Below are 20,157 nucleotides of genomic sequence, written 5' to 3' on the forward strand. Positions count from 1 at the left end.
GGTCCTGAGCGGCCGGAACGGGCGGGTCGCTAGGCGGCGGCCGGAGCCGTGGTGCGGCGTCGGCCGAGGAGGGTGTCGAGCGCCAGGGCGCCGCCGCCGGTGAATCCCACCGCCAGGCTCGCCGCCGCCAGCGCGAGGACGAACTCGTAGCCCCCTTCACCGGCCCCGAAGCCGCTGGAGCCGTGGACGAACACGATCGCCCCGATCATGTCGAGGGCCAGCAGCGTGCCCGCGATCGGCAGCGCGGCGCCGAGGATCAGCGCGATGCCGCCGGCCACCTCCAGCACCGCCACGGCCGGCGCGGCCACCCCGGCCAGGGGGATGCCCGCGGACTCGAAGAACTTCGTGGTGCCCGCGATGCCCATGTCGGCGAACTTCTGGTAGCCGTGCACCAGGAAGATCACGCCGATGGCGATCCTGGCCAGCAGCAGGGCGATGGGACGCGCCTGGTCGATCATGGACCCTCCAAAGGGAGTCGTTCAGATTTGAACAACCACTCTACCGGTAGTTCAAATCTGAACAACAAGTACACTTGGGACGTGACGGACACCCGCTGGCTCGACGAGACGGAGATGGCCGCCTGGCGCGCCTTCCTGTCGGCCTCCCACCTGCTCGAACGGCGCATCGAGGAGCAGCTCAAGGCCGCGGCCGGGCTGACGCACCCGCAGTACGAGATCCTGGTGCGGTTGTCGGCCGCCCCCGAGCGCCGGATGCGCATGACCGAGCTGGCCCGGGGCGTGGTGGTGTCGAAGAGCGCGCTGACGTACCAGATCACGCAGTTGGAGAAGGCGGGGCTGGTGGAGCGCGCCACGTGCCCGTCCGACGACCGCGGTGTGCTGGCGGTGCTCACGGAGGCGGGCGAGCGCTGCCTGGAACGCGTCGCTCCCGGGCACGTCGAGGTCGTGCGGGACTACCTGATCGACCGGCTCACCCGCGCGGAGCTGACCTCACTGACCAGCGCGATGACGAAAAGCGAACAGGCTCTCAGAAGCTGACCGCGAGAGCGCCAGGAACCGGCCGGAAAACGGACAGGCCCTCAGGAGCTGACCGCGAAAACGGAAAGGCCCTCAGGAACCGGTCTTGGCGGCGGCGCGGCGGGCGCGTTCCATCTCGACCCGGGCGCTGGCGGCGTACTTGTCGACGTACTCCTGGCCGGACAGCTCCATCAGCGCGTACATGATCTCGTCGGTGACCGCGCGCAGGACCAGCCGGTCGTCCTCCATGCCGTAGTAGCGGGAGAAGTCGAGCGGCTTGCCGAACCGGACGCCCGGCCGGATGCCGAGCTTGGGGAACAGCCGCCCGGGCGGCATCATCTCGTACGTGTTGACCATCGCCCACGGGATGACCGGCACCCGCGACTCCAGCGCCAGCCGGGCCACACCGGTCTTGCCCTTGTAGAGGCGGCCGTCGGGCGAGCGGGTGCCCTCGGGGTAGATGCCGAGGACGTCGCCCTCGCGCAGGATGCGCAGGCCGGTGCGGAGCGCGGCCTCGCTGGCCTTGCCGCCGGAGCGGTCGATCGGCACGGTGCCGACGCCGCTGAAGAACAGCCGGGTGAAGAAGCCCTTGATGCCGGTGCCGGTGAAGTAGTCGGCCTTGCCGAGCGAGATCACCTTGCGGCGGATCTGCAGCGGGCCGAAGAAGTGGTCGGCGAAGGAGAGGTGGTTTCCGGCCAGGATCGCGGGCCCCTGCTTGGGTACGTTGTCCCCGCCCTCCGTCCACGGGCGGAAGAGCATGAGGATCGGCTTCAAGATGGCCTTGACCACCCAGTAGAACACCCGGCCACCTCTTCCCCAGGACATCGTGATTGAGCAGAGTCATCTTCCCATCCCTGGCGAGATGCAACTACACCAGCTCTCGCACAATCACCCCTGAACGTGCGACGATCGGGCAGTTCCGGGATGAAATTGCGTCAAGGAGCTGTTATGCCGCTCATGCCAGGCGCGGAGCCCTACCACCACCGAGCGGGTCAGGTCGGAGTGCTGCTGTGCCATGGGTTCACCGGCACGCCGCAGTCGCTGCGGCCCTGGGCCGAGTACCTGGCGGGCCATGGGGTCAGCGTCTCGCTGCCCCGCCAGCCGGGGCACGGCACCACGTGGCAGGAGATGAACCGCACCCGCTGGGAAGACTGGTACGCCGAGGTGGAGAAGGCGTTCGCCGACCTCCAGGGGCGCTGCTCGGAGCTGTTCGTGGCGGGCCTGTCGCTGGGCGGCTGCCTGGCGCTGCGGCTGGCCGAGGTGCACGGGGACGCCGTCAGGGGCGTGGTGGTGGTCAACCCGTCCATCGCCAGTGACGTGCCGCTGCTGAGGCTGGCGCCGCTGCTGAAGTGGTTCCTGCCGTCGGTGCCCGGCGTCGCCAACGACGTCAAGAAGCCCGGCGTGACCGAGCTGGCCTACGCCCGCACGCCCGTCAAGGCGGCCGCGTCGCTGCCGGGGCTGTGGTCGCTGGTGCAGGCCGACCTGGCGAAGGTCACCCAGCCGCTGCTGGTCTTCCACAGCCGCGACGACCACGTGGTGAAACCGACGAGTGTGGCGATCATTCGCCAGAAGGTCCCGCAGGCCACGATCGAGGAGCTCACGGACAGCTACCATGTTGCGACGCTTGACAACGATGCCGACAGGATCTTTGCCGGTAGCCTCGACTTCATCCGGACACATGCCTCGGTACCCTTGCAGAGGGACTGATCGCACCCAGGGGGAAGTCGCGATCGCTGCGGAGAGGCCCATCTAGGTGACGCCCCAGAGTGACGAGGACGAGGTCTGGCGGCAGATCGTCGCGTCCTTCAACGACACAGCCGAGCGCGACTCGGCCGACCAGCCATGGCCGGACAGCGAGAACGTGCCCGCCGAGCCCACCCGCAGGGTGGTCAAACCGTCCGAGGAGCCCGAACTCGACCAGGACGCGCCCGACCGCGACGACCTCGACGACCGCGACGAACCCGCCCGCGACGACGACGAGGACGAGGGGCACTTCGAGCCGCCTCCCCCGCCGCCGCTGCCCAAGCTCGACCTGCCCACCAAGCTCGCCTGGGTGGCGCTGTTCGGCGGGCCCGCCTATCTGCTGGTGGCGGCGATGGCCAGCTGGCAGATGGAGGGGTGGGCGCTGTTCACCGCGGTGGCGGCGTTCATCGGCGGGTTCGTGGCGCTGGTCGTGCGCATGGGCGACGGCCCGCCCAACGACTCCGGCTGGGACGACGGCGCCGTCCTGTAGCCCGGCCCGTTACGACTTGGCCGTGGTGGTGCGGGGGGCGAAGGACTCCACGACGTCGGTGTAGCGGTCGGCCGCGTCGACGGCGTGGCCGACCGCCCACAGCGCCCCCTTGCCGGCCAGGTAGGCCACCGCCTGGAGGCGTACGCTGCTGCGGCCCTTCTCCGCGGCGCCGCGGATGATCTGGCAGGCGTCCTTCTCGCAGCGCATCACGAACGGCTGGGCCGCCTGCTCCGGGTCGTAGCCGGTCATCCAGTAGCGGCCCTTGCCGTCGCCGGTGACGCCGTAGAGGCGGGCGCCGGTGGCCGGGATCGCCAGGCGCTGCCAGCGCTTGCCGTTCCAGGTGAGCACGAGCGGCGAGATCTCGCCGGGGCCGTGGTAGACCCCGCCGACGGCCACCGCCCGCTTGGAGCTGTCGACCTGGATGTCCCGCAGGTAGCCGCCGGGGACGGCGGGCACGGACATCGACTTCCAGGCCCCCGACGTGTAGTGCATGATCAGCGGCGCGCCGCCGGTGTCGCCGACGGCGAAGCCCGAGGCGACCGCGTAGAGCGCGCCCTTCTCCTTGGTCTGCTGGACGGTCCAGGTGTTGCCCTGGCCGCTGAGGATGAGCCCGGACTTCTCCCGGCTGCCGACCGCGACCACCCGGCCCGGCTTGGCGTCGATGCCGCCCAGCCAGTCGCCGGCGTGCAGCCCCTGCGGCCGGACCCGGTCGAAGCCGGTGACGTCGCCGTGGGCCAGGTAGGGCAGGCCGTCGTGGCCGTCGCCGACCGCCCACACGTCGGAGGCCCCGGCGGCGGCCAGGCCGCGCAGGTTGCCCGCGGCGGTGGCGTCGCGCACGGCCACCTCGTTCCAGGAGGTGCCGTTCCAGTGGCGGATCGTGCCGCGGTTCTTCCAGACGTCCCAGATCTCCTGCTGGCCGACCGCCCACACGTCGCCCGGCGAGACGGCGAGCACGTCGGAGAGCGAGCCGTCCGCGTCGAGGCGCGCGCTCGTCGACTTCTGCCACGCCTCGGCGGCGGGGCGGGGCTCGGCATGCGCGGCGGGCGTGACCTGCGGCAAGGCCACGGACGTCGCCAGAAGGACGGAGAGCGCACGCCGCTGAGAGCGACGGGTCATGAACAAATGCTACGGGCTGGCCCGGGCGGCTCGCCCGTCAGAGTCCAACCTGCAACTCGGCGAGCACCGGCAGATGGTCGCTGGCCCCGGCCAGATCGGCGTTCCCGGCCGCCACTCCCCCGCAGGACAGGACCCGTGCCTCGCGCGCGGCGAACACCGCGTCGATGCGCTCGGCGGGCCGCGCGGCGGGGAAGGTCAGCCCGGCGCCCGCGGGCGCGACGGCGTGGCAGTCGGACAGCCGGGCGGCCAGGAAACGCCAGGCCGGCTGGTGCCCCCGCTCGTTGACGTCGGCGCCGACGACGACGGCGGCGTCGTGCGCGGCGGCCGCCCGTTCCATGAGGGACATGGCCTCGCCCGCGTGCCGCAGCCGGGCGGCGAGGTGCAGGTCGAGGTGGAGCGAGCCGACGGCCAGCCGCGCGCCGCCGATCTCGACGACGGCGACGGCCAGCACCCGGCGTTCCAGGCCGGGGAACGCCTTGAGCCGGTGCAGCCGCGCCTCCAGCACCCGGGCCCGCGGCCCGGCCAGCACGCACACGCCGCCGGCGCGTCCCGGCGTGGCCACGCGCAGGCCGCCGGCCTCGGCCAGGGCGCGGCGCCTGGCCCGCCACCGGGCGAACCTCGGCGCCTCCTGGACGCACACCAGGTCGGCCCGCATGGCGGCGAGCACCCGGCGCAGCGCGGGCACGTCGTCGCGCATGCTGCGCACGTTGTACGAGGCGACCCTGACCAGCACGCCGTCGCGCATGCCCCGCGTGCCGGACGAGGGAACCACGGCCGGCACGCGCTAGCGCCGCCTGGCCAGGTCGGCGGCCCCGACCACCCCCGCGGACGCGCCCAGCTCGGCCAGCCGGATCTCGGCGAGCGGCCGGTGGCCGTGGCCGGTGAGCTGCCTGGCGAACACCTCGCGGGCCTCGTCGAGGAACAGGTCGGCGGCCCGGGAGACGCCGCCGCCGACGATGAAGCAGCCGGGGTCGAGCACGGCGGCCAGGTCGGCCATGCCCTGCCCGAGCCAGTCGGCCAGGCTGCGGAAGGCGGCCAGCGAGGCCTTGTCGCCCAGCCGGGCGGCCTCGGTCACCTCTTCGCCCTCGATCCGGCCGCCGGCCAGGCCGAGCAGGATCTCGGCGCGGTCGGGCTGCCGGGCGGCGATCTCCCTGGCCTCCTTGACCAGGGCCTGGCCGCTGGCGTACTGCTCCCAGCAGCCGATGTTGCCGCAGCCGCACACCCGTCCGTCGGGCACGACCTGCATGTGACCGAGCTCGGCGCCCATGCCCCAGCGGCCGCGGTAGAGGGCGCCGTCGATGACGATGCCGCCGCCGATGCCGGTGCCGAGCGTCAGGCAGACCACGTGGGACTGGCCGCGCCCGGCGCCGAACCTGGTCTCTCCCCAGGCCATGGCGTTGGCGTCGTTCTCGATCACGACGGGCAGGCCGACCAGGTCGCCGATCTTCTTCTGCAGCGGCTCCTCGCGCCAGGCGAGGTTGGGGGCGAAGCGCACGATCGAGCGGGTCTCGTCGACGAACCCGGCCGCGCCGACGCCGACCGCCTCGACGTCCCTGCCCTGCGACAGCTCGCGGACGACGTCCGCGACCGTGTCGGCGACCACGTCGGGCCGGTCGGCCGCGGTCGGCCTGAGCGTGTGTTCGACGATCTCGCCGTTGTCGTCGACCACGCCCGCGGCGACCTTGGTACCGCCGATGTCGACACCGATCGTGAGCATGCCGCGTGTCTCCCTATCCCAGATCTATGTGTTCCACGTCGCCGCGATCGCGGTCACGGGTGTCGCGCGGCCCGCGGGGGGCGGGCCTGCTCAGCGCGTCGAACGCCCCGCGCACCGCGGCGAACAGCTCGCCGCCCGCGGCCACCAGGTGGCCGGTCACGTCGGAGCCCGACTCCCGCTGCGCCGCGATCGCCCGGCACACCGGGCAGGCGCGGCAGATGTACTCGTCGTGGGGCTCGGACACCGCCTCGCTCCACACGTCCCGCTCCTTGCGGGCGCCGCCGCCCGTGAAGGAGTTGTAGACGGTCCTGCCGACCTGGCGCGTGGCGCGCCCCTGGATCGTCTCGAACAGCTTGCGCGCCTCGTCGGCCACGGTGCCGATGGGGTCCCTGCTGGGATCTCTGTCGTTGTTCTCGGTCATCTGGCCCTCCCTGCGTATGGTTCGCTCATCCTGCTCAACTCATTCGGAGCCGGATTCGCTCCCCACACTGAACCGTATTCTCAGCGCGCCGTCGCGGAGCACGGCGGAGCCGATCTTCCTGCGGGCCAGCGCCGCGGGCAGCGCCAGGATCCTGCGGTACGGGCCGGCGGTGATGATGAGCTCGTCGCCCTTGCGGGCCAGGTCGACGTCGTCGTGGTCGGCTCCTGGGAGGGCGAGCGTCAGCTCGTCGGCGCTCAGCCGCAGCGGCGGCTCGACGGCGGGCGCCGCGAACGGGTCGGTGTCCCCGTAGACGGAGGCGCCCACCTCGGCCAGCGCGCGCCGGCCGACCGGCTCGGCGGGCAGGTACGGGACGGTGTGGACGGGCAGCGGCGCGAACGACTCCTCGGCCTCGGCCAGCAGCCTGGCCTGGGCGCTCACCCAGTTGGCCCGCCACTCGTCGGCGCCGCCGGCCGGGAAGACGCGGTTGGCGATGACGGCGTCGACGCGGTAGCCGTACAGGTTGAGCGAGGTGAGGGTGCGCCTGGCCTCGGCGAGCACCACGGCCTCGGGGGTGAGCACCAGCCGCACGGACGCGCTGTCGCCGGTGAGCAGCTCGCGCACCTCCATCAGCCCGCGGTGGAACCGCTCGGCGGCGTTCATGACGTCGTCGCCCGGCGCGCTGACCCGGGCCACGCTGCGCATGAACGGCGAGACGACCTTGACCAGCTTGCGGCCGACCGGCATGAGCCTGGTGACGTGCCAGTCGAGCGCCTCGGGCAGGGCCAGCAGCCGCAGCGTCTCGGCGGTGGGGGCGCAGTCGATGACGATGACGTCCCAGGCGCCGTGGCGGGCGTGCTCGCGCAGTTCGAGCAGGGCGATGACCTCCTCGGCGCCGGGCAGCACGGTGATCTCCTCGGAGGTGATCTCGTCGAGGCCGAGCTCGGTGAGCACGCCCCTGGCGTAGTGCTGCAGGTCGCCCCAGTGGCGCTCCAGGGTCTTCTGCGTGTCGACCTGGTGCAGGTGGAGGCCCGGCGCGATCTCGCCGGGCTCGACGGCGAGCGCGTCGGCCAGCGAGTGGGCGGTGTCGGTGGAGACGATCAGTGTCTTGAGCCCGCGTTCGGCGGCCAGCGTGGCGGTCGCGGCGGCGGCGGTGGTCTTGCCCACGCCGCCCTTGCCGGTGAAGAGCAGGACCCGGGGGCTCACCGGGTACGGCCCTCGACGCGCTTCTTCAGCCCCTTGAGCGCGGTGTCCACGATCACCTTCTCGGCCTTGCGCTTGATCATCCCGATCATGGGCACCGTGAGGTCGACGGTGAGCTCGTACGTCACGTCGGTGCCACTGCCCGTCTCGGCGAGCTGGTAACTTCCGCGCAGGTCGCCGACCATCTTGCCCGGCTCGACCACCTGCCAGCGCACGTTGTCGTCGCCGTCCCAGGTGTAGGCCAGGGTGTAGGTGTCGTTGATCACGCCCGCGTCGAGGACGAACCGCACCTGCTCAGGCCGCCCGTCGGCGCCCGTACTGACGACCTCGGCGCGCTTGATCGATCCGGCCCATTCGGGATAGGCGGGGAAGTCGGCGATGACCGCCATGACCTCTGCGCGGCCGGCGCCGATGGTGGTGCTCGAAGTGGTGCGATCAGCCATGCGACCACCGTAATGCAGAATCCGCCCGTTGCGGCGGAGCGCCGGTCACGGGCCGCCCGGCTCACCATTCCAGGACGAACGGCTCACCTCTTCCGCGGAAGTGGCCGACGTTCACGCACTCGGTGCGGCCGACGCGGGCGCGGCGGTGGAGGGGCTGGTGGACGTGGCCGAACAGGGCGTAACGCGGCTGGGTGCGCCGGATGGCCGCCAGCGTGGCCTCGCTGCCGCGCTCGAAGCGCCTGGCCACGACGTCGTAGAGCAGCTCGGGCAGGGCGGGCGGGATGTGGCAGCACAGCACGTCGACCTCGCCGATCGCCTCGACCTTGGCGGCGTACTCCTCGTCGCCGATCTCGTACGGGGTGCGGTAGGGGGTCTTGAGACCGCCGCCGACGAAGCCGAAGCGCAGGCCGCCGATCTCGACCACCTCGCCGTCGAGCACCTGATGACCCGGTTTGAGGTAGTCGGGCCACAGGCGGGGAATGTCCACGTTGCCGTAGGTGAGGTAGGCGGGGGTGGGCATGGCGGCGAAGAGGGTGGCGTACTGGGCGCGCACGTTGCGCTCGATGTGCTCGCGCGGGTCGCCGTCGAGGGTGGCCCACAGCCGCGCCGACATGGCCCTGGCCTCGTCGAAGCGCTTGGCCGTGCGCAGGGCGATGAACTCGGCGGCCCGCTCCGCGCCGAACAGGTCGGCGAAGATGCCGTTGGCGTGGTCGTCGTAGTCGATGAAGAGGATCAGGTCGCCCAGGCACACCAGCGCGTCGGCGCCCTCGCCCGCGCGGGCCAGCGCGTCGGCCCTGCCGTGCACGTCACTCACCACGTGGACCCTCATGGGGAAATCCTAGGTGGGACGGCTGCTAGCGTGATGAACGCCCTTCATAACGCTCCCATGACGATGCTACCGGCGCGTAACTTAAGGCGGTAACGTCCAGGCGGTCCCCGTAGAGGAGTTGAAAGTTCGTGCGCGAGTACAGCGTCCCCGTCCTGGTCGATGTGCCTGCCTCAGCGAGCCTGCCGGACACGGTCTTCGACCGGGCCGAGCGGGAGCCCGGCACCGTGATCATGCGCCGCAAGACCGACGACGGCTGGCCCGTCGTGACCGCGGGCGAGTTCCGCGACCAGGTGGTCGAGGTGGCCAGGGGGCTCATCGCGGCCGGGATCGAGCACGGCGACCGGGTCGCGCTGATGTCGCGCACGCGTTACGAGTGGACGCTGGTCGACTACGCCCTCTGGTCCGTCGGCGCGGTCACCGTCCCCATCTACGAGACCTCGTCGGTGGAGCAGGTCCGGTGGATCCTGGCCGACAGCGAGGCCAAGGCGGCCTTCGTCGAGCTCGACGCGCACGAGGAGACCGTCCGCGAGGCCGCGCCCGAGCTGAAGGCCGTCTGGCGGGTCGAGGGGCGGCTCGACGCGGAGGGCGTGCCCGGCTCGGCCGTGGAGGAGCGCAGGAAGAAGGTCGTCGCCGCCGACCTGGCCACGATCGTCTACACCTCGGGCACCACCGGCCGTCCCAAGGGCTGCCGGATCACCCACGACAACCTGCTGTTCACCGCGCTCAACGTGCTGCGCGGGCCGCTCGACCGGCTGTTCAGCTCGAACGCCCCGGCGGCGCTGCTGTTCCTGCCGCTCGCGCACATCTTCGCGCGGATGATCCAGGTGGTGCTGGTCGAGGCCGGCGCGATCATGGCGCACACCCCGAACATGAAGAACGTCGCCCCCGACCTCCAGGACTTCAAGCCGACGTTCCTGCTGGGCGTGCCGCGCGTGTTCGAGAAGGTCTACAACGGCGCCGAGCAGAAGGCCGCCGCGGGCGGCAAGGGCAAGATCTTCGCCCGCGCCGTCGACGTGGCGGTGGCCTGGAGCAAGGCGGAGGCGTCCGGCGGCGCGCCGCTCGGCCTGCGGCTGCGTCACCTGCTGTTCGACCGGCTGGTCTACGCCAAGCTGCGGGCGGCCACCGGCGGCCGGCTGTCGGCCGCCGTCTCCGGCGGCTCGGCGCTCGGCGACCGGCTCGGCCACTTCTTCCGGGGCGTCGGCATCGAGGTCTTCGAGGGCTACGGCCTGACCGAGACCTCCGCCCCCATCTCGGTCAACATGCCGGGCGGGAACAAGATCGGCACGGTCGGCAAGCCGCTGCCCGGCGTCTCGGTCCGCATCGGCGACGACGGCGAGATCCTGGCCAAGGGCCGCAACGTCTTCCACGGCTACTGGAAGAACGACGCCGCCACCGCCGAGGCGGTCGACGCCGACGGCTGGTACCACACGGGCGACGTCGGCGAGCTCGACGCCGACGGCTACCTGCGCATCACCGGCCGCAAGAAGGAGATCCTGGTGACGGCCGCGGGCAAGAACGTCGCCCCCGGCCCGCTGGAGGACGCGCTGCGCGCCCACCCGCTGGTGTCCCAGGCGATGATCGTCGGCGAGGGCCGTCCGTTCGTGGCCGCGCTGGTCACGCTCGACCCCGAGGCGACGCCCGCCGGCCGCAGCGCGGCCGAGCTGCGCACCGACCCGGCGATCCTGGCGCAGGTGCAGGAGGCCGTCGACCGGGCCAACGGCACGGTGTCGAAGGCCGAGCAGATCAAGAAGTTCACGATCCTCGACACCGACCTCACCGAGGAGAGCGGCCACCTGACGCCCACGCTGAAGGTCAAGCGCAACCTGGTGATGCGCGACTACGCCAAGGAGATCGACGAGCTCTACGGCCACTAGCCGTCAGGCGGCCCCCACCAGCTCACCGGCCGGCTCGTCGGCCGGGTCGCCGGCCCGCTCGGTCGCGGTCAGGATCGCGGCCAGGGCGTGGCGGGTGGCCTGGAGCTCGGCCAGCTGCTCGTCCAGGCCGGTGAGCCGGCCGCGGAGGGCATCGAGGGTGCACGCGTCCAGCACCTCGCCGGAGCCGGAGGCGCACGGGAGCACGTCCCTGATCACTTTGGTCGGCAGTCCCGCGGCGAGCAGCGTGCGGATGCGCCGGACCACGACGGGCGCGTCCGTTCCGTAGCGCCGGTGGCCGCCGTCGGCCCGGTACGAGGTCAGCAGCCCCTGCTCCTCGTAGTAGCGCAGCAGCCGGGGGCTGACCCCGGTCTCCGCGGAGAGCGCGCCGATCTTCACGTGATGCTCCTCACACCGCTTGCATCTCACATCGATGTGAGCTTCTAGCGTGACGTCCATGAGAGAAATTCCTCGCGAAACCGTACAGACGTTCACCATTGGCGGAGACCTGGAGGTGCGCCGGATCGGCTACGGCTCGATGCGGCTGGCCGACGCCCCCGACCCCGCGCGCTCGGCGATGGAGGCGCCCATCTGGGACGCGCCGGCGGACCGGGCGGGCGCCGTGGCCGTGTTGCGCCGGGCGGCCGAGCTGGGCGTGAACCTCTTCGACACCGCCGACTCCTACGCGCTGGGCGCCAACGAGGAGCTGATCGCCGAGGCGCTGCACCCGTACGGGGACGGCGTGGCGGTGGCCACCAAGATCGGCGTGCTGCGGCCCTCGCCCGCCGAGTGGGTGCCGCTCGGCCATCCGGCCTATCTGCGCCAGCAGGCCGAGCTGAGCCTGCGCCGGCTGCGGGTGGAGCGCATCGACCTGCTCCAGCTGCACCGCCTGGACCCGGCCTACCCGCTCGCCGACCAGATCGGCGCGCTCACGCAGCTCAGGGACGAGGGCAAGGTCCGGCACATCGGCCTGTCGGAGGTGAGCGCCGAGGAGCTGCGCCAGGCGGCGGAGATCACGCCGATCGCGGCCGTGCAGAACATGTACAACCTGGCCACCCGGCAGCACGAGGACGTCGTGGACCACGCCGCCGCGCACGGCATCGCGTTCCTGCCGTTCTTCCCGATCGCGGCGGGCTCCCACGCCGGGCCCGGCACGCCGCTGGCGGCGGTGGCGGCCGAGATCGGCGTCACCCCGGCCCAGGCGTCGCTGGCCTGGCTGCTGCGCCGTTCCCCCACGGTGATCCCGATCCCGGGCACCTCCTCGATCGGGCACCTGGAGGAGAACGTGGCGGCGCTGTCGGTCGAGCTCTCCGACGAGCAGTACGACCGGCTGTCGGCGGCGGTCGCTTGAGGCCGCCGTCCGGAAGCGGGGGCGCGGCGCGACCCCGCAGCCGGCGACGGACCTCATCTCGGGACGGGCCTCATCTCGGGACGGGCCTCACCTCGGCCAGGACGAGCCGGCCCGCCCGCTCCGACAGCGCCTGCCTGGCCGGCTCCGGCAGGCCGGTGTCGGAGACGACCACGTCGGCCTCGCCGAGTTCGGCGATCGTGCTGATGCCGACGGTCCCCCACTTGGTGTGGTCGGCCAGCACGACGAGCCGGGAGGCCGCCTCGACCAGCGCGCGGTCGGTCTCGGCCTCCATCATGTTCGGGGTGGTGAAGCCCGTCCTCGCGGTCATGCCGTGCACGCCCAGGAAGAGCAGGTCCACGTTGAGCCGGCGGATCGCGGCGACCGCGACCGGGCCGACCAGGGCGTCGGACGGGGTGCGCACGCCGCCGGTGAGCACGACCGTCTGGTCGGGACGGCCGGCGTGCTGGAAGACGTCGGCGACGCGGACGGAGTTCGTCACGACGGTCAGGCCGGGGACCTGGCCCAGGTGGTGGGCGAGCGTCCAGGTCGTGGTGCCGGCCGACAGGGCCACGGCCGTGCCGGGGCGGACGAGCGCGGCGGCGTGCCCGGCGATGGCCTGCTTCTCCGCCTCCTGCTGCACGGACTTGGCGGCGAAGCCGGGCTCGTTCGTGGAGCCGATGGTGGTCGCGCCGCCGTGCACCTTGGCCAGCAGGCCGCGCTCGGCCAGCAGCTCCAGGTCGCGCCGGATCGTGATGTCGGAGACGCCGAACGTGCGCACCAGGTCCACGACCCTGACGCCGCCGTTCTGCCGGACGAGGTCCAGGATCGCCTGCTGACGCTGCGGGGCGAGCATCGCATCACCAGATCCCAACAGGTTCCGACACATCCCGTCCGCATCATGACATGACACCGACCCGGTGAATGCGTCGAAAACGTCATGAAACAGTGCGTTGACAGCGGTAGGGCTTCGTCTTTCGATGAATGGGTGTGAGCGAACTCGGGGGAATCTGAAGGGTCCGGCAAGGAGGAACCACCATGGACCGACACATGCCGATCTCCCGCCGCCGTCTACTCCTCGGAGCCGCCGCGTTCGGCGTGCCCGCCGTCCTCGTCGGGTGCGGGTCCGGCAGCCCCGCCACCGGGCCGGGCAGGTCGTCCGGCGGCGGGACGGGCACGGTCACGATCGGCTCGAACGCCTCCGACGAGGTGCCCAAGAAGGCCCTGGAGACCGTGCTCAAGGGCTTCACCCAGGCCGTCCCGAAGGTCAACACGGTCGACCACAACACGTTCCAGGAGAACATCAACCGCTATCTCAAGGGCACGCCCGACGACGTGTTCACCTGGTTCGCCGGCTACCGGATGCGCTTCTTCGCCGAACAGGGCCTGGCCACCGACATCTCGGACGTGTGGCGGGAGATCGGCGGCGACTACACGCAGGCGTTCAAGGACCAGTCGACCGGCACCGACGGCAAGCAGTACTTCGTGCCGTTCACCTACTACCCGTGGGCCGTCTTCTACCGCAAGAGCCTGTGGCGGGCCAAGGGGTACGAGCCCCCGAGGACCCTGGACGAGTTCACCGCCCTGGCCAGGAGGATGAAGGCCGACGGGCTGGTCCCGATCGCGTTCGCCGACAAGGACGGCTGGCCGGCCATGGGCACGTTCGACATCCTGAACATGCGCACGAACGGCTACGACTTCCACATCTCGCTCATGGCCGGCAAGGAGTCGTGGACCGACCCCCGGGTCAGGCAGGTCTTCGACACCTGGCGGGGGCTGATGGAGTACCACCAGCCGGCCGCGCTCGGGCGCACCTGGCAGGAGGCCGGGCAGTCGCTCGCGCAGAAGAAGACCGGCATGATCCTGCTCGGCATGTTCGTCGCCCAGCAGTTCCCCGAGGCCGACCGCGACGACCTCGACTTCTTCACCTTCCCCGAGATCGACCCCGCCCACGGCACCGACTCGATCGACGCCCCCATCGACGGCTACATGATCTCGGCCAAGGCCCGGAACGTGGACGGCGCCAAGGCCCTGCTCAAGCACCTGGCCAAGGGCTCGTCCCAGAACGAGGCGACCAAGCTCGACCCGGGCACGCTGGCGTCCAGCTCCAAGGCCGACACCAGCGGCTACAGCGCCCTGCAGAAGCGCGGCGCCGAACTGGTCTCCCAGGCCACCCATCTGGCGCAGTTCCTCGACCGCGACACCCGGCCGGACTTCGCCTCCACCGTGATGATCCCGTCCCTGCAGGCGTTCGTCGGCGCGCCGAACGAGATCGACTCGCTGCTGGCGGGCATCGAGAAGCAGAAGGCCAACATCTTCCGCTGATGACCGTCAAAACCCGTCGCTACTCCGCCCGGGACGTGACCGTGCTGGTCATCGGGCTGGGGATGGCCGTCATCGTCAACGTGGGCCTCATCTGGGGGCCCGCGCTGGCCTCCGTCGCGCTGTCCGGCACCGACTGGAACGGCATCGGGCCGATCGAGTGGGTGGGCGGGCGCAACTACCACGACCTGGCCACCGCCTACCCGCCGTTCTGGTCGGCGGTGCGCAACAACGTGTTGTGGCTGGGCTTCCTGGGGCTGGTCGCGACGCCGTTCGGGCTGTTCTGCGCGGTGCTGCTGGACCGGCGGCTGCGCTGGTCGCGGGTCTACCAGAGCGCGCTCTACCTGCCGGTCGTGTTGTCGCTGGCCGTGGTGGGCTTCATCGCCCAGCTCGTCTACTCCTCCGACTACGGCGTGCTGAACGCGGTCACCGGCCTGACCGTGGACTGGCTGGGCGACCGGTCGATCAACATCTGGGTCGTGATGGTCGCGGCCGGCTGGCGGCACGTCGGCTACGTCATGATCATCTACCTGGCCGGGCTCAAGGCCGTGGACCCGGCGCTGAAGGAGGCCGCCGCCATCGACGGGGCCACCGAGGCGCAGGCCTTCTTCCGCGTGGTGTTCCCGACGCTGCGGCCGGTCAACGTGATCGTGCTGGTCATCACCGTGATCGAGGCGCTGCGCGCGTTCGACGTCGTCTACGCCGTCAACAAGGGCAGGAACGGCCTGGAGCTGCTGTCGGTGCTGGTCACCGAGAACATCGTGGGCGAGGCCGGCCGCATCGGCTTCGGCTCGGCCATCGCCGTGATCCTGCTGGTGATCTCGCTGGGGTTCATCGTCACGTACCTGTCGCAGCTGTTCAAGGAGGAGCGATGACGCTCACCGCGCCCGCCGCCGCTCCCCCGGCCCAGGACCGGCGGCCGCCCGCGCGCCGGCCCGTGCGGCCGCTGCGCGTCCTGCTGCACGTCTTCCTCGCGCTGGTCGCGCTGGGCTGGGTGCTGCCGCTGGCCCTGTCGGTCTACGCCTCGCTGCGGCCGTACGCGGAGACGGCCCGGCTGGGCTACCTGTCGGTGCCCGAGCACCTCACGCTCGGCTACTACGCCGAGGCGTGGAGCCGGGCCGAGCTGCCCCGCTACTACCTGAACACGCTGATCATCGTCGTCCCCGGGGTGCTGGTCACGCTCTTGCTGGCCTCGTTCACCGCGTTCGCCGTCGCGCGGGTGCGCGTCCCGGGGCGCAAGGCGCTGCTGATCGTGTTCACCGCCGGGAACCTGATGCCGCCGCAGGTGCTCATCACCCCGCTGTACACCCTCTACACGCTGGTGCCGCTGCCCGCCTGGCTGTCGGACTCCCAGTCGCTCTACGACTCCTACCTCGGGCTGATCCTCATCCACGTGGCGTTCCAGTTCGGCTTCTGCGTCTTCGTCATCGCGAACTTCATGCGGACGATCCCGGAGGAGATCACCGAGGCGGCGCTCGTGGACGGCGCGAGCGTGTGGAAGCGCTACTGGCGGCTCACGCTGCCGCTGTGCAGGCCGGTGCTGGCGGCGCTGGCCACCCTGGAGTTCACCTGGATGTACAACGACTTCCTGTGGGCGCTGGTGCTGATGTCCTCGGGCGACAAGCTGCCGGTGACCTCGGCGCTGAACAACCTGCGCGGCCAGTTCTTCACCGACTACAACCTGCTGGCGGCCGGGTCCCTGCTGGTGGCGCTGCCCACGCTGGTCGTCTTCCAGCTCCTGCACAAGCAGTTCGTCGCCGGGCTCACCCTGGGCTCGACCAAGGGCTAGGTCCAGGTCAGGAGGGTCGGAGCAGGGCGTGGAAGCGGGTGGCGACCTGCTCCCACGTCCACTCGCGGGTGATCCAGTCGCGGCCGCGGGCGCCCATCTTGCGTGCCCGCGCGGGATCGGAGAGCAGGTCGGCGACGGCCTGGGCGACGTCCGCGACGTCCGCGCCGTCCACGACGAGGCCCGTCTCCCCGGGCCGGACGGCGTCCGGGGCGCCGCCGGAGTTGCCCGCGACCACCGGCAGGCCGGTCGCCGACGCCTCCAGGAAGACGATCCCGAGGCCCTCGACGTCCACGCCGTTCCAGCGGGTGCGGCAGGGCATCGCGAAGACGTCGGCCGCCGCGTAGTAGCCGGGCAGGCTCGCGGCGGGGACCGTGCCGGTGAACCTGATCGACTCGTGCCCGCCCGCCAGGCGCTCCAGGCTCGACCGGTACGGGCCGCCGCCGACGAGCAGCAGCACCGCGTCCGGCACCGCGCGCAGCACCCTGGGCCAGGCCCTGATGAGCTGGTCCTGGCCCTTGCGCGGGACCAGCCGGGACACGCAGGCCACCACCGGCCGGCCGTCGAGGCCCAGCGCCGCCTTGGCGGCCCGCGGATGGAACTGGTCGACGTCGACGCCGGGCGCCAGGCGTACGAGCTTGTGCGGGGGGATCGCCGCGGCCAGGCGCTGCCGCGTGTAGTCGCCCAGGTAGGTCACCACGTCGGCGTGCGCGCCGATCCTGCGCAGCACCGAGCGGAAGCCCGGCGCGCCCGCCCACGACGCCTCGTGGCCGTGGGTGAGCATCACCACCCGCCGCGCGCCCGCCGCGCGCAGGCGGGGCGCGAGCAGGCCGAGCGGCGCGGCCGCGCCGAAGACGACGGTCTCGGCGCGGTGCTCGGCCACCAGCCCGGCCGCCCTGCGCGCGACGGCCGGGGTGGGCAGCATCAGCCGCGTCGGGTGCCGGACGACCCGGTACGGCTGACGCCGGTCGAACTCCTCGCATCCCGGCCAGGCGGGGGCGTAGACGGCCACACCCGGCGTGCGGAGCGCGAGTCCGTGCACGAACGACTGGATGCCGCCCGGCCTGGGCGGGAAGTCGTTCGTCACGAAGACCACGTCGGTCACGGTTCGGGGACGCCGTTCAGTCTCGCCCACGAGCGGGCCAGGGCGTTGCGCTCGGGGCTGGAGGGATGGGAGGCATAGAGCACATATTCCACCGCATCCGGCGACAAGTCGGAAATGTTGGTTATGGCGAGGCGTTTCTGCATCGCGACGAACGTGACCGGATCCCTGGTGAGGTCGAGGGCGTGCACGTCGGCCCGCGCCTCCACGTGCCGCGTGACCAGGTTCTGGGCCGGGTCGGAGACCACCGAGGCCAGCGTCATCAGCCCCATGAGCACGCCGACCGCGCGCGGGTCGGCCACCGAGGCGATCCCCGTACGCCGCCGCAGCGGGCCGACCAGCAGGAACAGGCCGATCGCCCCGAAGGCCGCCAGCAGGCCGCCGAGCAGCGTGCCGTCGAGCACGTCGGCGTGCTTGGCGTGGCCCAGCTCGTGCGCGACCACCAGCTCGACCTCCGACTCCGGCGCCTTGAGCAGCGTGTCGTAGACGACGATCCGGCGGGTGGCCCCGAAGCCCGACACGTACGCGTTGAGCGCCGTGGTGCGCCGCGAGGCGTCGGCGACCAGCACGTCCTCGACCGGGACGCCGTCCCGCTCGGCCATGGCGAGCAGCTCCGACCGCAGCGAGCCCTGCGGCATGGAGGTGAAGTCGTTGAACAGCGGCTCGAACACCACCGGGTAGACGTACGACACGCCGAGGGTGAGCGCGAACGCGCCCACGGCGGCCGGGATCCACCAGCGGCGCACCTTGCGGGCCAGCGCCACGAGGGCGAGCAGCATGACGGCCATCAGCAGCACGCTGACGCCGGTGTTCTTGAGCCGGTCGGCGGCCCAGCCCGCCCAGTCCTGGGTGGACAGGCCGTAGTCGCGCAGGATCGTCTCGAACCACATGCCGAGCGGCCACCTCAGCACCTCGGTGATCGCGGTGAGCACCACCACGCCGAGGACCACCCGCACCCACCACGGGCCCCTGAGCACGCCCAGCACCTTGGCCGCGAACGGCGTCAGGACCAGCAGCCCGGCGAACAGCACCGTCAGGCCGAGCGAGATGTAGCCGGGCAGGGAGGTGGCCGCGTCGAACGCCTGCGCCCTGGCGATCTGGGCGGCGCTGAAGTCGCGGGCGGGGTCGGGGGCGACGGCGGGCGCGCCCGCCGCCAGGACCCGCCAGGGGGTGGTGAACGCGACCACGGCCAGGATCACGCCGCCGACCAGGGCCAGGGCGGCGCCGGCGGCGCGCCTGGAGCGGGATTCCACGCGTTGCCGTTGGCGGGCGATCAGGTGCTCCGCCGTTCCCGTCAGCTTGCCGGTTCCTGGACGGGCCTCGACGCCTTCGGCGAGGGGGGTGGCGGGATCGCCCGCGCCCTTGCCACGGCCCCTGCCCTCGCCTCCGCCTTTGCCGCCCTTGCCCTTGCCGCCGCCCTTGCCGCCGCCCTTGCCGCCGCCCTTGCCGCCCTTGCCCTTGCCGCCGCCCTTGCCGCCCGTTCCCGGGTCGTCGGGGGCCTCGGGGCTCTTGCCGGGGGTGTCCGTGTCCTCGGCGGCCTGCGCGCTGGTCTGGGCGTCGGTGGCGGGGGCGTCGGCGCGGATCGCGTGGGGGCGGTCGTCGGGGGTGGGGGGTCGGGGGTGACGGGGGTCCTCGGTGTCGGGGTCGGCGTCCGCGTCGGGGCGGGCGTCCGGATAGTCCGGGTCGTCGGGGTGGCCCGGGGACTCGGGGGGCTCGTTGGTGCCGGACGGCTCCGGCGGCGCACCGTCGCCGGGCCGGTCTGCGCCGTCGTCCCTGATGGCCACACCGCCGCCGTGCGCCGCCGCGACCGCCGTGCCGGGCTCGTCGGCCCCTCTGGCGACCGCTCCGGCGGGCTCGTCCCCTTCCCGGGGCGGGTCGTTCCGCTCGCTCATCTGCCTCCCCTTCACGCGAGCTGCTCTCGTACGTACTCGCGCCACCGTGCCGCCAGCGTCTCGGCGGTGAGCCCCACGGAGGCGAGCGCCTGATCGACGCCGGCCACGCGGGCATCACGGTAGAGCCGTACCAGGGTCCCGTCACCGAACCGGTCTGCGAGGAAGCGACACGCCATCCAGGCCTCCTGGTACGCCCGCGCGAGCCGTCCGGGATCGGCGGCCGTGGGGGCGAAAGCCGCAGGTCCGGGCAACTCGCTCGGCAGCCGGCCGGCCCTTACGTCGGCGGCGAGTTCGGCGGCGGCCGTCCCGACGGGGAGCCCGGCGTCGCGGTAGGCCACGTAGTCGGCGAACCCCTCGTAGAGCCAGACGGGCAGCCGGTCGGTGCCCGCGGCGACGTGGGTGAGCTCATGGGTGAGGACGACGTCGCGTCCCGTGGGGGTGAGCCGGGCGAACGAGCCGGGCACGACGATCACCCTGGCGCCGTCGGCCACCGCGGCCAGCCCGTCCAGCGGGCCCGTGCCCGCCAGCCCGGCCGCCTCGGCGTCGGAGTCCGGCACGACGACCAGCGCGCGCACCGGCCGGCCGAGCACCGCGGACACCCGCCGTCCGGCGAGGTCCGCGCGGCGGGCCAGATCGGCGAGCACGCCGGGCTCTGCGCGGTGCCCCACGACCACGGACCGCGCGCCGCGGGCCACCTGACCGCCGTCGCTCCACAACCCGCGCGCCCCGGCGGGCAGGACGGCGGCGGGCGGCGCGTCGGCGACCACGAGCACCGCCGTCGACAGCAGCAGGACCGAGAGGAGCAGCCGCGGACCGCGAAGGGACGGACGCACCTGCGAGGACACGGCCCGATGCTAGTAGGCCCACGCCCCTCCCGGCCCCTTCCCGAGGACCGGGCCCTCC

Annotated in this window: 22 protein-coding genes; 8 read left to right on the forward strand and 14 right to left on the reverse strand. The window is 72.3% G+C overall.

Translation table 11 applies throughout. From position 1 onward, the window contains the following. Positions 1-29 precede the first annotated feature (29 nt). Complete coding sequence (locus tag AB0C33_RS31185) at positions 30-458, reverse strand: DoxX family protein (protein WP_358294094.1); 429 nt, start codon at positions 456-458, stop codon at positions 30-32. Between the two features lie 81 nt (positions 459-539). On the opposite strand from AB0C33_RS31185, the gene AB0C33_RS31190 reads away from it, so the two are divergent. Next, entirely contained in the window at positions 540-995 is a 456-nt protein-coding gene (locus AB0C33_RS31190; RefSeq protein WP_352353253.1) for a MarR family transcriptional regulator, read from the forward strand. 72 nt (positions 996-1,067) lie between these two features. Here the strand turns inward: AB0C33_RS31190 and AB0C33_RS31195 are convergent, their stop codons facing one another. After that, the gene (locus AB0C33_RS31195) at positions 1,068-1,775 is read right to left on the reverse strand and encodes a lysophospholipid acyltransferase family protein (protein WP_358294097.1); all 708 of its coding nucleotides are present in this window, start codon (positions 1,773-1,775) and stop codon (positions 1,068-1,070) included. Between the two features lie 147 nt (positions 1,776-1,922). Here AB0C33_RS31195 and AB0C33_RS31200 point away from each other — a divergent pair, with 147 nt between their 5' ends. After that, on the forward strand, positions 1,923-2,681 hold the full coding sequence (locus AB0C33_RS31200; protein WP_357967798.1) for an alpha/beta fold hydrolase: 759 nt from the start codon (positions 1,923-1,925) through the stop codon (positions 2,679-2,681). Positions 2,682-2,727: 46 nt separating this feature from the next. Beyond that, entirely contained in the window at positions 2,728-3,207 is a 480-nt protein-coding gene (locus AB0C33_RS31205) for a hypothetical protein (protein ID WP_358294099.1), read from the forward strand. A 9-nt stretch (positions 3,208-3,216) separates the two neighbouring features. On the opposite strand, the gene AB0C33_RS31210 is transcribed toward AB0C33_RS31205, so the two are convergent. The 7 genes from AB0C33_RS31210 to AB0C33_RS31240 form a co-directional block, all read right to left on the reverse strand. Then, positions 3,217-4,323 carry a hypothetical protein gene (locus tag AB0C33_RS31210; RefSeq protein WP_358294101.1) on the reverse strand — a complete coding sequence of 369 codons (1,107 nt, stop codon included), beginning with the start codon at positions 4,321-4,323 and terminating at the stop codon, positions 3,217-3,219. Between the two features lie 37 nt (positions 4,324-4,360). Further along, a complete protein-coding gene (locus AB0C33_RS31215) occupies positions 4,361-5,095 on the reverse strand; it encodes an endonuclease/exonuclease/phosphatase family protein (protein ID WP_358294103.1) in 735 nt (244 codons plus the stop codon). Positions 5,096-5,107: 12 nt separating this feature from the next. Beyond that, positions 5,108-6,040 (reverse strand): ROK family glucokinase, encoded by a 933-nt coding sequence (locus AB0C33_RS31220; RefSeq protein WP_358294105.1) that lies wholly within the window; start codon positions 6,038-6,040, stop codon positions 5,108-5,110. Between the two features lie 13 nt (positions 6,041-6,053). Next, a complete protein-coding gene (locus tag AB0C33_RS31225; protein WP_358294107.1) occupies positions 6,054-6,461 on the reverse strand; it encodes a DUF5304 family protein in 408 nt (135 codons plus the stop codon). Between the two features lie 39 nt (positions 6,462-6,500). Next, positions 6,501-7,664 (reverse strand): ArsA family ATPase, encoded by a 1,164-nt coding sequence (locus tag AB0C33_RS31230; RefSeq protein WP_358294108.1) that lies wholly within the window; start codon positions 7,662-7,664, stop codon positions 6,501-6,503. Further along, positions 7,661-8,104: an SRPBCC family protein gene (locus tag AB0C33_RS31235; RefSeq protein WP_352353271.1), complete on the reverse strand. Its 444-nt coding sequence runs from the start codon at positions 8,102-8,104 to the stop codon at positions 7,661-7,663. Before AB0C33_RS31235 ends, AB0C33_RS31230 begins: the two co-directional genes overlap by 4 nt. A 61-nt stretch (positions 8,105-8,165) precedes the next feature. After that, on the reverse strand, positions 8,166-8,933 hold the full coding sequence (locus AB0C33_RS31240) for a metallophosphoesterase (RefSeq protein ID WP_352322921.1): 768 nt from the start codon (positions 8,931-8,933) through the stop codon (positions 8,166-8,168). 128 nt (positions 8,934-9,061) lie between these two features. Between AB0C33_RS31240 and AB0C33_RS31245 the strand changes: the two genes are divergently transcribed. Further along, positions 9,062-10,807 carry an AMP-dependent synthetase/ligase gene (locus AB0C33_RS31245; protein WP_358294110.1) on the forward strand — a complete coding sequence of 582 codons (1,746 nt, stop codon included), beginning with the start codon at positions 9,062-9,064 and terminating at the stop codon, positions 10,805-10,807. Between the two features lie 3 nt (positions 10,808-10,810). Here the strand turns inward: AB0C33_RS31245 and AB0C33_RS31250 are convergent, their stop codons facing one another. After that, the gene (locus AB0C33_RS31250; RefSeq protein ID WP_358294112.1) at positions 10,811-11,203 is read right to left on the reverse strand and encodes a MerR family transcriptional regulator; all 393 of its coding nucleotides are present in this window, start codon (positions 11,201-11,203) and stop codon (positions 10,811-10,813) included. 58 nt (positions 11,204-11,261) lie between these two features. Here AB0C33_RS31250 and AB0C33_RS31255 point away from each other — a divergent pair, with 58 nt between their 5' ends. Continuing rightward, positions 11,262-12,155, forward strand: coding sequence for an aldo/keto reductase (locus AB0C33_RS31255; protein WP_358294114.1), 894 nt, complete (start codon positions 11,262-11,264; stop codon positions 12,153-12,155). Positions 12,156-12,225: 70 nt separating this feature from the next. Here the strand turns inward: AB0C33_RS31255 and AB0C33_RS31260 are convergent, their stop codons facing one another. After that, the gene (locus AB0C33_RS31260) at positions 12,226-13,008 is read right to left on the reverse strand and encodes a DeoR/GlpR family DNA-binding transcription regulator (RefSeq protein ID WP_358294115.1); all 783 of its coding nucleotides are present in this window, start codon (positions 13,006-13,008) and stop codon (positions 12,226-12,228) included. 182 nt (positions 13,009-13,190) lie between these two features. Here AB0C33_RS31260 and AB0C33_RS31265 point away from each other — a divergent pair, with 182 nt between their 5' ends. Genes AB0C33_RS31265 through AB0C33_RS31275 form a run of 3 tightly spaced genes read left to right on the forward strand, consistent with a single transcriptional unit; the run spans position 13,191 to position 16,263 of the window. Continuing rightward, on the forward strand, positions 13,191-14,477 hold the full coding sequence (locus AB0C33_RS31265) for an extracellular solute-binding protein (protein WP_358294116.1): 1,287 nt from the start codon (positions 13,191-13,193) through the stop codon (positions 14,475-14,477). Beyond that, on the forward strand, positions 14,477-15,349 hold the full coding sequence (locus tag AB0C33_RS31270; RefSeq protein WP_352322927.1) for a sugar ABC transporter permease: 873 nt from the start codon (positions 14,477-14,479) through the stop codon (positions 15,347-15,349). The genes AB0C33_RS31265 and AB0C33_RS31270 overlap by 1 nt, the downstream gene beginning before the upstream one ends. Continuing rightward, positions 15,346-16,263: a carbohydrate ABC transporter permease gene (locus tag AB0C33_RS31275; protein WP_358294118.1), complete on the forward strand. Its 918-nt coding sequence runs from the start codon at positions 15,346-15,348 to the stop codon at positions 16,261-16,263. Before AB0C33_RS31270 ends, AB0C33_RS31275 begins: the two co-directional genes overlap by 4 nt. 7 nt (positions 16,264-16,270) lie before the next feature. On the opposite strand, the gene AB0C33_RS31280 is transcribed toward AB0C33_RS31275, so the two are convergent. Genes AB0C33_RS31280 through AB0C33_RS31290 form a run of 3 tightly spaced genes read right to left on the reverse strand, consistent with a single transcriptional unit; the run spans position 16,271 to position 20,099 of the window. Beyond that, positions 16,271-17,365 (reverse strand): glycosyltransferase family 4 protein, encoded by a 1,095-nt coding sequence (locus AB0C33_RS31280; protein ID WP_358294120.1) that lies wholly within the window; start codon positions 17,363-17,365, stop codon positions 16,271-16,273. Further along, complete coding sequence (locus AB0C33_RS31285) at positions 17,362-19,254, reverse strand: M48 family metalloprotease (RefSeq protein ID WP_358294122.1); 1,893 nt, start codon at positions 19,252-19,254, stop codon at positions 17,362-17,364. Before AB0C33_RS31285 ends, AB0C33_RS31280 begins: the two co-directional genes overlap by 4 nt. Positions 19,255-19,265: 11 nt before the next feature. Then, the gene (locus AB0C33_RS31290; RefSeq protein ID WP_358294124.1) at positions 19,266-20,099 is read right to left on the reverse strand and encodes a hypothetical protein; all 834 of its coding nucleotides are present in this window, start codon (positions 20,097-20,099) and stop codon (positions 19,266-19,268) included. Between the last annotated feature and the right edge of the window lie 58 nt (positions 20,100-20,157).

This window comes from Nonomuraea sp. NPDC048881 (assembly GCF_040649795.1).
Classification (GTDB): Bacteria; Actinomycetota; Actinomycetes; order Streptosporangiales; family Streptosporangiaceae; genus Nonomuraea.